We start from the raw sequence: 13,561 nt of genomic DNA, 5'->3' as shown, positions 1-13,561 counted from the left end.
AAGAGGAAAACAATCATTTTGGTATCATATTTTATCTATGACCTGGATGAGTAAGGTTGGTAGAGCCTCGAGGAGAATCAATTAAAATAAAAAATACAGAGCGAGAAATTCTCACTCTGTATTTTTTATTTTACATCATTCACTTATTGCTTTTACTTGATGTTATTTTACGAGTGGCTAAAGCTATGATTCCACCAACTGCAATAAATACAATGTCCAAAACGATTTCAAACCCTTGAAACGCATCAATATAATTTACTAAAAACCAACTTTTTCCCCCATTAGTCAAATGATTGATTAATCCGCCTATTCCCTGAATAATAAAAAGTAGACTGAGACCACTGATAATTTCTTTCATGATGAACACCTCTTTAATATTTTTTCTAATTTAAAATGCCTCTAAGACCGATATTAAAAAAAACTGCACCTATGACTCCTGTCGCTACCAAGAGCGAAGAGATTGGAGCTTCATTTAATTTTGACCTGATTTTAATAAGAAATTGTTGCAATCTTTCTTTAAATATAATATTAACCCCTAACAGTAATAGAGAAGGAAGCACCATTACTAGATTGTATCCAATTATTATTAAGATAGCAGGTGTAGTCTCAATTGTTTGATGATTCATTAAAAAGATTGAATAAAAGTAAGGCAATGCCGTTACAAATTCAATTAGGAAAACAATGATTCCTAGTATAATCATCCCTTTAATTGTTGTATTTTTGGGGATAAATGAAATTAAACGTTTTTTTGTAGTCTCTTTTGGTTTACTGAAGCTTATTAGAACAAGAACTGCTCCAAGTAGGATATAAAACCAATTGATAAAGTCAAACTGAGACAATTGTTCTATTCTCTTCAATAATGAATTTCCACCAAAGTAGAGTAATAAACCCGTGATGAAATAGCCTAACTGCGTGATGAATAAAAACACAAATAAACGAGAAGATAACTGATTCGGTTGTGTCAGTAATAAATAGGCTGTTACAGTCAGTACACCGGGACTTAAAATATCAATTAAAGCACACAAAGAAATAATCATTAATGCTGAAGAAATGTCTAATGATGAAGAAGGCATCAATGCTTCAATAGTTTCGATCAAACAAACTAGTCCTCCTTTAAATGTTGTGGTATTATCTATTTAACACACCGTGCTATAAAAAGATAATAACACACTGTGCTAAATAAAGGAAGTGATTTTTATAATGCCAAAAATTGTTGATCATGATGAAAAGCGCAAACAAATTGCTGAGGCTGCATGGAATATTATTAGGAAAGAAGGGGTTGAGAAAGCGTCTATACGAAGAGTTGCAGCTGAGGCAGGGATGTCTTCTGGTGCGTTAAGACATTATTTTTCAACTCAAGATGAAATGTTATTATTTATTATGAATTACTACTTAGAAGAAGGGAAAAAACGTTCTCAAAATAAAGAATGGTCAGAAAACCCAGTGCAGGCAGTAGAAGAAGTTTTATTAGAGCTAGTACCAATAGATGAAGAAAAGAAAATTGAAACGAGTGTTTGGTGGATTCTTGCATTACGTTCACTTACAAGTGATACAATAAAGGACAAAAAAGATGAAATGACGGACGGTACATATGAATTAGCAAATTCAATGATTGAAATCTTAGCTCTAAAAGGCGTATTATCAGATTCAATGAATGCAGAATTAGAAAAGAGTAGGTTAACGGCATTAATAGAGGGATTGTCGATTCATGCTTTATTAAGACCTGATGTATACTCTCCAGAAAAGGTGAAGGAAGTTATTCGTTATCATTTAGAGACACTCTGCAATAAAATCAATTAAGCTAATCGGTCGATGTATCAATTATTGTCCCATTTGTTTTTAATAGATTTAGTCTTACCCCTTGATTTATTATTAACTTGGCTCTGTTAAATTTAATTGTTGTTTTTTAAATAAATAATTGGGGGAACTTGATTTATTGTGGTTCCCCCATTTTAGGTATAGTAAGAGAAATATGTATTTACAACAATAAGGAATATACACAATTTTATGCAAGATAGCGAAAATACCCATCAAGTACAAATACAGTTGCATCAACAATTTGAGCCATCTGTATAAAATACGGTATAAACAATGTTCACAAGAAAAGGCACGAAACGATGTTAAATCAACGTTCGTGCCTTTTTAAACTGTCCCTAAACTTTGATTTGGGAACGTTATTTTGAATACGGATGATTTAAAAGGCTTGAAAAAAGACCGTCCAGACGGTATTATAGAGATTGGAGAAGGAGGTTTTGTATGAGTCAAAAAGCAAAAGAAAAACGCGAAACACTAATAAATAGTGCAATTCAATTATTGCAAGAAGAAGGTGTAAATGCTCTAACACTTGATGCTGTTGCAAAAAAAGCGAACACAAGTAAGGGTGGGCTACTGTATCATTTTCCAAATAAACAAGCATTGATTGAAGGCATAGTGCAAGATATTTACGAAAAGTTTTCGGAGGAATTCTTTATTCTAGTTGAAAAAGAAACAAGAAATCGTTATACAAAAGCATTCATTGAGTTATGCTTCAATGATTTAAGTAAACACAGCGACTTATATGTTGGTTCGATGGTTGTACCATTTTTAGAAAATAAACAGGTGCAGGACATTTACCAAAACATCCTAGAACATTTGAAAAAAGATGAATTAGATGAGACAACAATCAATTTAATTCGTCTAACAATCGATGGTGTTTATTACAACAAATTTTCAACAATCGCACCCTTAACAGCGGTCGAAATGGATGAAATCAAGCAAAAATTATACCGTTTAGCAGAAGGAGAATAAGGAAATGACATATGTTTTATTAGGTATTGCAATTCTTTTTGAAGCCTTTGGAAGTGCGATGTTAAAAGTGACAAGTATGACAAAGAACTATGGTCCATACATTGGTGTTGCAGTTGGCTATGCAGCAGCGTTTTATTTTCTATCTTTAACTTTAAAAGAACTTGAGATTGGTGTAGCATATGCCATTTGGTCAGGGGTCGGTACAGCTTTAGCTGCTACGATAGGTGTCGTCATATTTAAAGAAGGATTTGACAGAAAAAAACTAATTGGTATTGCAATCATCATTTTAGGTGTTGTACTGCTAAATTTAAGTAAGTAAGGGGTTGTATTCGTGGCAAAATATATATATTTAGTATTAGCGATTGTTACAGAGGTATTTGGCACAACAATGATGAAATATTCAGAAGGATTTACAGTCTTATTACCATCAATAGGCTCAGTTGCTGGTTATTTATTATCATTCACATTTTTAGGGTTAACCTTACGAGGAATGTCGCTAAGCGTTGCTTACTCGGTGTGGGCGGGTGTAGGTACAGCTCTTACAGCCTTTGTTGGATTCCTTATTTGGGATGAACCATTAGGATTGTTAAAGGTGTCTGCGATTCTACTAATTATCGTGGGCGTTGTGATTTTAAACTTTTCAAATCAAGAGGAACCAGTTGTAAAATCAAGTTAAATAAAAATCACAGTAGCACTCTACCTTTTGAAATTGAGAGCTATTGTGATATTTTTTTCTCGATGCATTACTAAAACACCTTCAAAAATATTCCCAAAGTGTCGTTTGTAAACTTTATTGTTTAACGTTGTAAATCCGCAAAAATTTGCCAGAACTCTATTTTGATTTAGTCACCCTAACAGTCAAATAAGCATTACATATTGAATTTCGATAGCCTTAAACTTCGATAGGTTTCTGTCATTTCAAAAACAAAGGATGTCAAAAGTAATTCTTTGATATTGTGTTTTGTACTTTCATTGCTATGACTATCTACAAATAAAAACCAAGCAAGGTAATTATCAAGGTATTTAGAAGCAACACCTTTAAAACGATGTATCCAATGTTTTAAACGTGAATGGAGTCCATTTACATTTTGGATATGGTATAAGCCTTTAATAACGTGTTTTCCATCGTCAGACTTAATGCGATAATGGAGTCTGTAGAATAAATTGTGTAAACTCTCAAACCTATTAAAATGGAATTAATAGAAAGGTTGGGAGCACATATGGGATTATGGTCGAAGGAGCAGCTTAGATCGTTTATCAAGGAGAATAACCTTGTCACCGCTCAGGATGCACAGAATGCTTTAAAGGACTTGTTTGCAGAAACGTTGCAGGAGATGCTCGAGGCCGAGATGGACACGCATCTGGGCTACGAGAAGCACGATGTGCAGAACAAGCAGACGAGCAATAGTCGCAACGGGAAGAGCAAGAAGAAGATCATAAGCGAATATGGTGAACAGGAAATCGCAGTTCCACGGGATCGTCAAGGCGAGTTTGAACCGCTCGTCGTTCGGAAGCACCAATCGAATGTAACGGGCATCGAGGATCAGATTATCGCGCTCTACGCCAAGGGTGTCAGCACCCGTGAAATTCAGGATCATCTGCACCAACTGTACGGCGTTGACGTCTCGCCAACGATGATCTCGAACGTAACGAACAAGATAGTTCCCCTCATCAAGGAGTGGCAGAATCGCCCGTTGCAAGCCGTCTACGCCGTTGTCTTTCTTGATGCCATCCACTTTAAAGTGAAGCAGGACGGCGCGATCGTGAACAAGGCGGCTTACATGGTCATCGGCATCGATTTGGACGGCAATAAGGACGTTCTGGGCATGTGGATCGGTGAGAACGAGTCTGCGAAGTTCTGGCTGAGCGTGCTGAACGATCTCAAAAACCGCGGCGTTCAAGATATCCTTATCACCTGTGTCGACAACCTAACCGGCTTCTCCCAAGCAATTACGGCTTGCTACCCGAAGACTGAAATCCAGAAGTGTATAATCCACCAAATCCGCAATTCGACGCGCTACGTATCCTACAAAGATCTCAAGAAAGTGACAGCGGATCTCAAACCTATCTACAAGGCTGCAACGGAAGAAATGGCGCTTGTGGAGCTGGATCGTTTTGAAGAAACGTGGGGGGCTAAGTACCCCCTTATCATCCGATCGTGGCGTACCAACTGGGACGAGCTGGCTACGTTCTTTAAGTATCCACCAGAAATCCGTAAGCTCATCTATACGACAAACATGATCGAGAGCTATCACCGTCAGCTTCGTAAGGTAACCAAGGGCAAGAGCATCTTCCCGACCGACGAAGCGCTCCTAAAGATGCTGTATCTGGTCACAATGGATGTCACCCGCAAATGGACGGGCAGGGTCCAAAATTGGGGGCAAATGCTTCTCCAGCTCTCTGTCTTCTTTCCGGACCGGATTGGTCAGCATTTACCGTGAGGGCCAATCTCCCCCTCGGGGGAGATTCTCTATAAATGAGTTTACACAAAATTATTGACAGACCCCGATAATGTTCTATCCCTCTTTCATCTGCATAGGTTTTATAGGCTCTCCAAGCGTCTGTTACAAGTACATTATTAGGTGTTAGTTTAGACCCAATCATACCATCAACTTTGGTTTTAACAACACGCCCCATACAGGCTACCTTTGAAACTGTTGCTTTTGTTCGGTCTCTAGCAACTAGAACACAGACTTGTTCCTTACTAACTCCTCTTAGTGTTGATTTACCGCCTCGCTTACGTGGTTTACGTTCACTAATGCCACGTTGACCTTTTTGAGAATACAAAAAATAAGTCTCGTCCACTTCAACGATACCATCAAATTGTTCAAAATCCATTTGTTTAAGAGCTGATAACAGCTTATGTCTCCAATAGAATAATGTAACCCAAGTAACGCCCACAATTTTTGCTGATTTACGCAAGGAATATCCTTTAAACATACATTCAACAAAAGTAATCCATTCATTACCTTTTCGAGTGCGATAAAGAATTGTATTTGTAGTATCCATAAACGTTTTACGACAAGCCTTACAGCGATATCGTTGGCGACCATTAACTTTACCGAATCGATTAATGTGTTCTGAAGTGCAATGAGGGCATTCAAAACCTTCTTTATAACGTACTTCCCGCATTTCATCGATTAAGCGACCATCAACAGTTAAAGAAGGTTCAACATAGTGTTTTACCCATTGAAACACTCGTTCTTTATCTGTATGCGATAATTTATCGATATGTTTTAATAAATTGCTAAACGCTTTACTCATCCTTTGGACCCTCCAAATAAGAATGTTTGTTCTTATTATAACCACTTTTTTGAAGGTAATCAATTTTCAACATCAACCTTTAACAGAGCCATTAACTTTATAGAGAGAGGAGTCAAAATCGGTTCTTTCACTATATTTCTTCAAGATTAGAATTTTAACCCTTTATTCCACAAAAATGGAGCGTTTATTAAACAAACAAGATAGCACGTACCGGTCATAAAATAAGTGCTATCCTGTTTTCATTATTTAAAAATTGAAGGTCTTTTAACCTCCTCCCACACGATTATCCGATTACCAATTAATTTAATCTTTTTGATAAAACTGACACTCATAACCATCAGCACTAAGCAACAGGCCATTTGCCCATGTTGGTATCTTAGCCATCTGTTCACAGATAGCGGAAAGTGACGTCCCCATATCTGCCTCGATGATAATTTCATCGTGTACATGAGCCACAATGGAACAATTCTTTAATGTCTGCATGGCATGACACAAGATGTCACGACTGATTGCCTGAACAATATTCTCTACAAATTTGGGTCCATAGCTATCGATTCTTTCCCATTTCTTCGTCCCACCGACCCCTTCGTAAGTAACCGACTCACCGCCAAACATATTCTCTCCCATACGAGGTTTCACATAGGCAAGCCGTCTACCAGAGGGGAGGACAATAAAGAGCATTCCACTTTGATAGATAAATTTAATGCCGTGTGTCTCTGTAGGAGTTTTTTGCTTAACACAAGTTTTTACTGCACGGTCAACATCCCACCAAAGTTTTGTGATATTGGGATTGGATTGTCTCCAAGCCGTTACAAGGGGCTGAAGTTCCTCTTCTTCAATTCCCATCTCCAAAGCACCCATTGATTTTAATGCTCCAACAGATCCACCATAACCGAGGGCAAGTTCGGCTATTTTCCCTTTCTGACGAAGGTGACCGTTCACACCATGCTTTTCAACAGGTACATTAAACATCTGAGAGGCACTGGCACAGTAGATGTCACCGCCGTTTTGGAATACATCTATTCTCCATTTTTCACTTGCAAGCCAAGCAATGACGCGAGCCTCAATCGCTGAAAAATCTGCCACAATGAACTTCATACCTTCTCGCGGTATAAAAGCAGTACGGATAAGTTCCGACAGTACCTCTGGGATTGAATCATAGAGTAAAGTAAGAGCATCAAAGTTTCCGCTTCGAACTAAAGCACGAGCCTGTTCCAAATCGGGCATATGGTTTTGGGGGAGATTTTGCAACTGAATCAGCCTGCCAGAGAATCTCCCAGTTCTGTTGGCCCCGTAAAACTGAAACATTCCTCTTGCACGACCGTCACTACATACCGCATTTTCCATTGCCGTGTATTTTTTCACCGATGATTTTGCAAGCTGCTGGCGAAGTTCCAAAACAGTGCCTAGTGGTTCAGGAGCCGTCTTTAACATCTCAGCAACCGCTTTTTTACCAAGGGTATCTGTTTCTAGCCCATTGTCGGCAAGCCAGTCTTTCATTTGTTGTACAGAGTTTGGATTCTCCAAATTAGTTATATCTTGCATCGTAGCCATTAGCTTTTCACGAGAATGTTCATCCATCTCTACAGCCTGTTTTACGAAAGTCATGTCAATGGCAATGCCACGATCATTGATTACCTGGTCGAGATGATATTCCTCCCAGATGTTCTCTGGTACTTGAAACTTGGATAATTTCTGTTGTATTGACATCTCGGATTCCACATCGCGAATGTTATATACTTTAAACCGCTCCCATTTATCCATGTCGTGTTCTGGTAAATTACGAACTCGACCACCATTAGATTTTGTAGGGGAGCAAGGTGTACAGAAATATTTGATGAGGTCTTTACCCTCTGTTAGCTTTTGTTTCTCCAAACCTAGAACTGCACCGACTCCCTCCAAAGAAAGAGGTAATCCCATATATGCCGACCATATCATGGAACATTTCCAGGATGCGGGGTTAAGATATTCAGTAAGGTTAAGCCATTTTGATAGACACACACGCTCAAACATTGCATTGAAAGCCCACTTGGTAACGGAATCATCCATAAGTGCGTTTATAATTTCATCGGGGATTTCCTCCCCACTGGCAAGGTCAACCACATGTACTTCACCGCCATCCACCGAATAACCAAATAGTAGAATTTCAAAATCATCACTCTCGGCATAACGGTAAACTCCACATTTTTGAAGATTGGCACTACTAAATGTTTCAATATCAATTGAAATAGAATTCATGTATTACCACCCTTTCCAATGCAAACGAGGGTGGCAGAAGAACAACTTCCACCACCCCGTTTGTATTCATACTTTAGCTGTTATGCTAGGAAATCATCATCTTCAATTGTGGTGAAATCATCAGCCGCTGTGGTTCTGCTGCCTAAAGGCTCTCCATCTCTAATCTTCTGGATGTTACCAAGTCCGCAGGCCACACCCTTGTTGCCGTTAGAATTGAAAGCATAAAAATTAAGTGACACTCTTGCATAGCAACCACTGTATACCTCATTGCGATCCAGAATAGGCTTGACTGCTTTATCTACAATCTGAGGCGGGGTAGTGCTGTTTGCATTTACAAAATAATGTCCTTTATAAGCCTCATCATCTCGTTCTACATCACCATCTCGAAGCGGCAGCTTGATAGCAGCCTTATTTGGTTTTTTACCGCCAAACTTTGCAATGCCCTCTTCAATAGCTGCATCAACTGCTGCATTGATGGCATTAATGGTTTCCTTATCCGATTTAGGAATTAATACCGATACACTATACTTTTCTGCCCCACCATTGATGGATACCGGTTCCCAGCCATGAAAGTAGCTGAGACGTGTGTTTACACCAGTAATAACCTTCGTTCTGTTTTTGTTATTCATATTCACATTCCTCCGTTATTTCGTTAAATTCGTTTTTTGCATTAGATACGTTCATAGCCGGACGCTTATCCGATAGCGGGACCAGAGCCGGCTTTCCCGGTGGCTTGTATATAAGATCACCGAGTATCTTCTCAAATTTTGCCTTGCCCATAAGCCTTTCCATTTCCGTAAGAGTGATGAGACTCTGACGAAAGATATCTTTATAACCGTTTGCTTTGGCTACTTCAGCCACAGCATCTTCATCCTTGAATTTGCGGACAGATCTGCCCTCAACAACCTTAAAACCATGCCACTCTTTACCGTGATTAACAGCTGCATCGGTGGCATAAGCAATGATTTCATTTGCCCACTTCGTAAGATCGGACAGTTTAGATAGAACTTCCTCGATTTCAGAGTCCGTAAGTAGTGGAGGTAGTTTAAACTCCGATTGTGCCAATTTCAGTTTTTCCTCAGCCCTAGCACGGCATTTAACTGCCGCTCGGCAGAAAGTACACCACTCACCCGGAAGATATTCACCTTCACCGTCATAAGCTTTTTTTGCCTTTGGTTTTAGTTCTTTTTCTGCCCAATCTTTTAGATCCTCTACCCGTATTGTCCATGTGCTGACATTCTCTCTGCGTGGCTGGAAAATGGTCATGGAAACTTCCTCGATGTCGTACAAACTATCGTAAATTTCTAAAGCACCCAGTGCGTACAACTTCATCTGCGGATTGTCCACCGCATCTACCAATACTCCCATGCCATACTTGAAATCGATAATGTGAAGTTTCTTATCGGCAATAATGATGCAGTCACCGGTTCCAAATCCCTGTGGAACATAGCAAGAAAAATCAAGACGCTGTTCGATTAGTATTAAAGGGTCTGTGCAGCTCTGCTTTGCCAGCTCCAACTGCTCCATTACAAATTCCACATATGCATCACTGTGTTCTTCCATCTCATCGGAGTTATAAACTGAGACAGGACGCTTACTTCTCATATGAAGTGCTTTTTTGAGTTTATGTTCGCAGAGAGCATGGGCGGCGGTGCCTTCGGCAGCTGCACTGGATTCGTTATTTACAAACTCCAGTTCCAATCGTGCAGACGGAAGGCAATTCAGCCACCTATGGGCGCCTGATGCGGAAAGAACTGCATGATCACTCATTCCCAAGTACCTCCGCATCTTTTAACATATCTGCATAATGTTTTGGGTCAACTTCGCTTAATTTAGAGCCACCGTATTTTTGGATAATTTCTCTTACTTGGGCAGTAAGACCGGCTTGACTCTTTTCAGCGAGTTTTGCTCTGACTTCCTCCAGAGTGATTTCCTTTTTATTTGGTTCAGGCTCTTTTACAGTTGTAGTCGGTTCTTTTGTTTCGACAGGTTCATTGCCCGCCATTACATCAGCAACCGCTTGTATGCTGTCTGCCAAAGAGCGCATATCGGAAACCACATCAAGGAGTAGCTTGATCTTGCTCATGGTTTGTTCCTCCTTCCTTAATCTCACTGATGGCGAGTTCCTGTACGGTGTCACCCGGAACAAGGATGGTTATTTTCTGCTTATCACCAAGTAAAAAACGAAGGAAACGCTCCCTAATGGTGACGTTTCGACAGGAAACAATCCCGCCAGTCTGTGGTTTTTTTGAAACACTGATTTTCAAGTTGTGCTTCATGTATTCACCTCTTTCCGAGAGCATTTATGTATTGCCCTCTAACTATTAGCCGTGGCAAGAGGGGAAAGTTGAGGATTTTGGATAGATTTTTTTGAAATTCCTCTTAGCTGTATCTAAGCGGTGTGAAATGGCACTTACACTTACTCCCTCACGTTCTGCATACTCCGTTACCGAAACACCATCCAAGACTATAGCGATCAGTAGCTCTGCTTGTTTTTTCTTGAGAGCCTTGCGAATAATTTCACAGATATGCTCATACTCTTCTTTTTTCTCTCTAGCCATTTCATCTGAGTAGTCAGGGAAGTAGTCCATATGGTCGGTTTCATCAACCTCTTGCTCATCCTTGCGGAATGGTTTCTTTGGCATACCTCTGTGTCTGTCAAATTTATGCCAGTTATTGTATTCCGGCTTGTTGAAACGTTCGTCCATTATCTCCTGTGGAGAGCGCCGGGTCACAGTTTCTTTGTCCTCTGCAGAAGATAGCCTGTCCTCATAATCCGCCTCAATCATTAAGGTGAAGTCCTCGTCTGGTACCTCTAGGTAGATAGATTTGTTTTCGTGCTGAATTCTAATTTTCATTTTGCATCCTTTCCGCCGGATTGCATTGGCGGCAAAGGATACAAAAATAGGCCTGTACCAGAAGTACACAGACCTTTTTATCCTGAAAATGAGCGCAATAAGGTAAGGTACTTCTATTGCACCGCAACAATCCTTACGGATTGGAGCGAAACAATATGTATCCTCTGCCCTTATTGCAAATCAGGCATTCGATATTTTTTTTAGACGAGGAACGGTCTTAATCTAGATACTTACGAAGGACCTTTCCTTCGTCTTAATATTATTGTAAGGTAGAAATGGACAGCCTTGGCGGACACCTCATGCCCGGTAATTTCATACTCAAAACGATGCCTTTTTTCATATAAACACCTAAAAACAGCAATAAAAAAAGCCATACACAAACCCTTAAAAAGATTTATGTATGGCTCATGTTCCTAACAGCTAAAAAAACGGACATCTCGTGTCCGCTTTTTCAAAAATATTTTGAAATTTTATAATGGATCTGCACCATGTTCTTGTAAAAACGCTCTAATCTCATCCATCGATTTTGGATATAGGTGAGTCAGGGCAAAATTATACCAAATATGACTATCGTTATTGAAGTTTAACGAAAAGGGGGAATTGCGAATTATATGACTACTAATATTAGGTGGTAGATGAAGTCCAAGGCAAATTAAGATTATGGAATTGATAGAACCTGGCTCTTCACCATTAACGATTCGTCTTATAGTTCGTTCGTTAATTAGTATTCGTTCAGCTAATTCTTTATAAGTTACATTTTTCCATTCACGCACTATTTTAAGAGAGCTTGTATAACTATTTGGCAGTTCATTATAGATCCGCGTTTCTTCAGCCAGTGTATCAGCTAATATCTTTGCTTTCTTCTCTGGAGCCGCATACTCAAAACCATTACAATACTTTATATCAAAATCTATATTTGATGTCTTATCACGGTTGAGGAAACATTCAGTATAGTATCTTTCCCTACACCCGGATTTGACTGATAACTCGAAAACCAAGCAGCACTCTTCCATATGGGTTCGTGCGTGGTCAGTAAGTACCGTTTGTCCGAATATATCATGTGTTAAATATTTTGGATGGTTTAGCACAAAGTGAGAATCTACATATATATAACTTCCGTCTCTAACTAGAGCGGCCATTTCTGGATTGGTTATGCTTTGGATGGCAGCATCCTCTGCACTTATAGAGAACGTTTGATTTCTTTCAAGCGCACCCTTCTTAAACCTATGAGGTTTGACGTAACGACCATCTATGTAAGTAAAAGTTCCAATTGCTTCCTCATATCCAGCATCAATCATTCGGATTTTAGCCGCTGTCCGAGATACGCCGAAGAACGTTGCTAAGGCGTCAATAACTGGCTCCATTACATCTATAAGTTCGGATGTTCCTAACTCCGTACGAAATTGCTTAATATACTTAAACGCTTGGGTTTTAAACATTGCAAGAGGCATTTGTATCTTAGGAGTGAGAGCATTCGCCTGCCATTCCATCCAGTCAGTTGCATCTCTGGTATTGTCTTTTATACCCCCAACTACCTGACACTTGATTCGTGTGGCACTACTATTATATAACCGCTCCAATTCAAATGCTTTTCTATGTTGGTCCCAATGAACACACTCATGCACAATAGTATTATTGACTGATCCCAGATTACGAAGGAAGTAAGCTTTAGGGTCCACGATTATTGTACGGCTACTCACACGGGTCTGTACCATTTCATCGCTATCTTCATCATAAAACTCAGCATCACAGTCGTGAAAGTATATCTGCCCAAAAACAGTGAAATCCTTTGTAATCTCTCTCATTTCTACTGTAAGACCCATTTTTTCTGCCAACACCTGTGGCTCAACTGCCATTGGGTTTTTTAATGCTTCAGGATAATGTCTTCTAAGGAAGTCTGTGGCAACAGATTCTAGTTGTTCCTTATGAATGATAGGGACAAGGGAGTCTGACATAGGTTTCGGCTGCTTATTTTTACTAGTATACTCAGTTATACTAGAGATTGAAAAATCATCCAAATTGTCATCTAAATCTCCTGAGCATTCCAGCATAAACCATTGCCGACAATTTTCTGATTCATCATAACGATGATTTGATTCACGGACTTCGAATTCAGCTTCAACAGCAACATCAAATTCTATTTTCATACCTGGCAAGTCATTAACAGATACAAACTTTACTTCTATATCTGATAATTCTATGCCACCAATATTTCGAACCCTGTATAGCCTTAAGTCCAAATCATCGTAGTTATCCGTGGTGTAACTTTGTATAGCAGCAAATATTTCATTATAGAATCTATCTGCCACATAATCAGTAAATGAGCGATTGGTTGCCACGACATCCCCTCCTCTCCCTGTGAAAGTTAACTATCAAATATCCCAAGGATAAATTAAAACTTCACTATCATCTCT

At 39.4% G+C, this 13,561-nt stretch carries 14 protein-coding genes and 2 pseudogenes; 5 read left to right on the top strand and 11 right to left on the bottom strand.

Annotation, left to right across the window (positions count from 1 at the left end; all coding sequences use genetic code 11):
- Positions 1–139: 139 nt before the first annotated feature.
- Together NSU17_RS09910 and NSU17_RS09905 are read right to left on the bottom strand one after the other, a co-directional pair.
- Positions 140–358, bottom strand: coding sequence for a hypothetical protein (locus tag NSU17_RS09910; protein WP_000658732.1), 219 nt, complete (start codon positions 356–358; stop codon positions 140–142).
- Between the two features lie 25 nt (positions 359–383).
- Positions 384–1,097 carry a GAP family protein gene (locus NSU17_RS09905; RefSeq protein WP_015926217.1) on the bottom strand — a complete coding sequence of 238 codons (714 nt, stop codon included), beginning with the start codon at positions 1,095–1,097 and terminating at the stop codon, positions 384–386.
- Between the two features lie 103 nt (positions 1,098–1,200).
- On the opposite strand from NSU17_RS09905, the gene NSU17_RS09900 reads away from it, so the two are divergent.
- The 4 genes from NSU17_RS09900 (at position 1,201) to NSU17_RS09885 (ending at position 3,463) form a co-directional block, all read left to right on the top strand.
- A complete protein-coding gene (locus NSU17_RS09900) occupies positions 1,201–1,800 on the top strand; it encodes a TetR/AcrR family transcriptional regulator (RefSeq protein WP_015926218.1) in 600 nt (199 codons plus the stop codon).
- A 456-nt stretch (positions 1,801–2,256) separates the two neighbouring features.
- Positions 2,257–2,787 (top strand): TetR/AcrR family transcriptional regulator, encoded by a 531-nt coding sequence (locus NSU17_RS09895; protein ID WP_340704920.1) that lies wholly within the window; start codon positions 2,257–2,259, stop codon positions 2,785–2,787.
- A 4-nt stretch (positions 2,788–2,791) separates the two neighbouring features.
- Entirely contained in the window at positions 2,792–3,106 is a 315-nt protein-coding gene (locus NSU17_RS09890) for a DMT family transporter (RefSeq protein ID WP_340704919.1), read from the top strand.
- Positions 3,107–3,118: 12 nt separating this feature from the next.
- The gene (locus tag NSU17_RS09885) at positions 3,119–3,463 is read left to right on the top strand and encodes a DMT family transporter (protein WP_082169273.1); all 345 of its coding nucleotides are present in this window, start codon (positions 3,119–3,121) and stop codon (positions 3,461–3,463) included.
- Positions 3,464–3,656: 193 nt separating this feature from the next.
- On the opposite strand, the pseudogene NSU17_RS09880 reads toward NSU17_RS09885, so the two are convergent.
- Positions 3,657–3,935, bottom strand: a pseudogene (locus NSU17_RS09880) (IS1595 family transposase); the annotation flags it as partial.
- A gap of 72 nt (positions 3,936–4,007) precedes the next feature.
- On the opposite strand from NSU17_RS09880, the gene NSU17_RS09875 reads away from it, so the two are divergent.
- Positions 4,008–5,228, top strand: a complete 1,221-nt coding sequence (locus tag NSU17_RS09875) for an IS256 family transposase (protein ID WP_340704918.1) — start codon at positions 4,008–4,010, stop codon at positions 5,226–5,228.
- A 64-nt stretch (positions 5,229–5,292) separates the two neighbouring features.
- Here the strand turns inward: NSU17_RS09875 and NSU17_RS09870 are convergent.
- The 8 genes and pseudogenes from NSU17_RS09870 to NSU17_RS09835 all read right to left on the bottom strand — a co-directional run.
- Positions 5,293–6,051, bottom strand: a pseudogene (locus NSU17_RS09870) (IS1595 family transposase); the annotation flags it as partial.
- A 303-nt stretch (positions 6,052–6,354) separates the two neighbouring features.
- Positions 6,355–8,289 carry a DNA polymerase gene (locus NSU17_RS09865; protein WP_340704917.1) on the bottom strand — a complete coding sequence of 645 codons (1,935 nt, stop codon included), beginning with the start codon at positions 8,287–8,289 and terminating at the stop codon, positions 6,355–6,357.
- 80 nt (positions 8,290–8,369) lie between these two features.
- Positions 8,370–8,918 (bottom strand): DUF2815 family protein, encoded by a 549-nt coding sequence (locus NSU17_RS09860; protein ID WP_044036310.1) that lies wholly within the window; start codon positions 8,916–8,918, stop codon positions 8,370–8,372.
- Positions 8,911–10,059, bottom strand: a complete 1,149-nt coding sequence (locus NSU17_RS09855; protein WP_340704916.1) for a DUF2800 domain-containing protein — start codon at positions 10,057–10,059, stop codon at positions 8,911–8,913. Before NSU17_RS09855 ends, NSU17_RS09860 begins: the two co-directional genes overlap by 8 nt.
- The gene (locus tag NSU17_RS09850) at positions 10,052–10,375 is read right to left on the bottom strand and encodes an rRNA biogenesis protein rrp5 (RefSeq protein WP_050355253.1); all 324 of its coding nucleotides are present in this window, start codon (positions 10,373–10,375) and stop codon (positions 10,052–10,054) included. The genes NSU17_RS09855 and NSU17_RS09850 overlap by 8 nt, the downstream gene beginning before the upstream one ends.
- Positions 10,350–10,568 carry a hypothetical protein gene (locus NSU17_RS09845; protein ID WP_340704915.1) on the bottom strand — a complete coding sequence of 73 codons (219 nt, stop codon included), beginning with the start codon at positions 10,566–10,568 and terminating at the stop codon, positions 10,350–10,352. Before NSU17_RS09845 ends, NSU17_RS09850 begins: the two co-directional genes overlap by 26 nt.
- Before the next feature lie 45 nt (positions 10,569–10,613).
- The gene (locus tag NSU17_RS09840; protein ID WP_340704914.1) at positions 10,614–11,147 is read right to left on the bottom strand and encodes a sigma-70 family RNA polymerase sigma factor; all 534 of its coding nucleotides are present in this window, start codon (positions 11,145–11,147) and stop codon (positions 10,614–10,616) included.
- Between the two features lie 470 nt (positions 11,148–11,617).
- Complete coding sequence (locus tag NSU17_RS09835) at positions 11,618–13,486, bottom strand: helix-turn-helix transcriptional regulator (RefSeq protein WP_340704913.1); 1,869 nt, start codon at positions 13,484–13,486, stop codon at positions 11,618–11,620.
- Between the last annotated feature and the right edge of the window lie 75 nt (positions 13,487–13,561).

The organism is Ureibacillus sp. FSL K6-2830, assembly GCF_038004145.1.
Lineage (GTDB): Bacteria > Bacillota > Bacilli > Bacillales_A > Planococcaceae > Ureibacillus > Ureibacillus thermosphaericus.
Note: the sequence above shows the minus strand (reverse complement) of the source record. Positions and strands in the feature narration are given on the sequence as shown.

Excerpts from the sequence above, each read along its gene's own strand:
- NSU17_RS09910 (WP_000658732.1), bottom strand. The coding sequence starts at position 358 with ATGAAAGAAATTATCAGTGGTCTCAGTCTACTTTTTATTATTCAGGGA.
- NSU17_RS09900 (WP_015926218.1), top strand. The coding sequence starts at position 1,201 with ATGCCAAAAATTGTTGATCATGATGAAAAGCGCAAACAAATTGCTGAG.
- NSU17_RS09895 (WP_340704920.1), top strand. The coding sequence starts at position 2,257 with ATGAGTCAAAAAGCAAAAGAAAAACGCGAAACACTAATAAATAGTGCA.
- NSU17_RS09890 (WP_340704919.1), top strand. The coding sequence starts at position 2,792 with ATGACATATGTTTTATTAGGTATTGCAATTCTTTTTGAAGCCTTTGGA.
- NSU17_RS09875 (WP_340704918.1), top strand. The coding sequence starts at position 4,008 with ATGGGATTATGGTCGAAGGAGCAGCTTAGATCGTTTATCAAGGAGAAT.
- NSU17_RS09865 (WP_340704917.1), bottom strand. The coding sequence starts at position 8,289 with ATGAATTCTATTTCAATTGATATTGAAACATTTAGTAGTGCCAATCTT.
- NSU17_RS09860 (WP_044036310.1), bottom strand. The coding sequence starts at position 8,918 with ATGAATAACAAAAACAGAACGAAGGTTATTACTGGTGTAAACACACGT.
- NSU17_RS09855 (WP_340704916.1), bottom strand. The coding sequence starts at position 10,059 with ATGAGTGATCATGCAGTTCTTTCCGCATCAGGCGCCCATAGGTGGCTG.
- NSU17_RS09850 (WP_050355253.1), bottom strand. The coding sequence starts at position 10,375 with ATGAGCAAGATCAAGCTACTCCTTGATGTGGTTTCCGATATGCGCTCT.
- NSU17_RS09845 (WP_340704915.1), bottom strand. The coding sequence starts at position 10,568 with ATGAAGCACAACTTGAAAATCAGTGTTTCAAAAAAACCACAGACTGGC.
- NSU17_RS09840 (WP_340704914.1), bottom strand. The coding sequence starts at position 11,147 with ATGAAAATTAGAATTCAGCACGAAAACAAATCTATCTACCTAGAGGTA.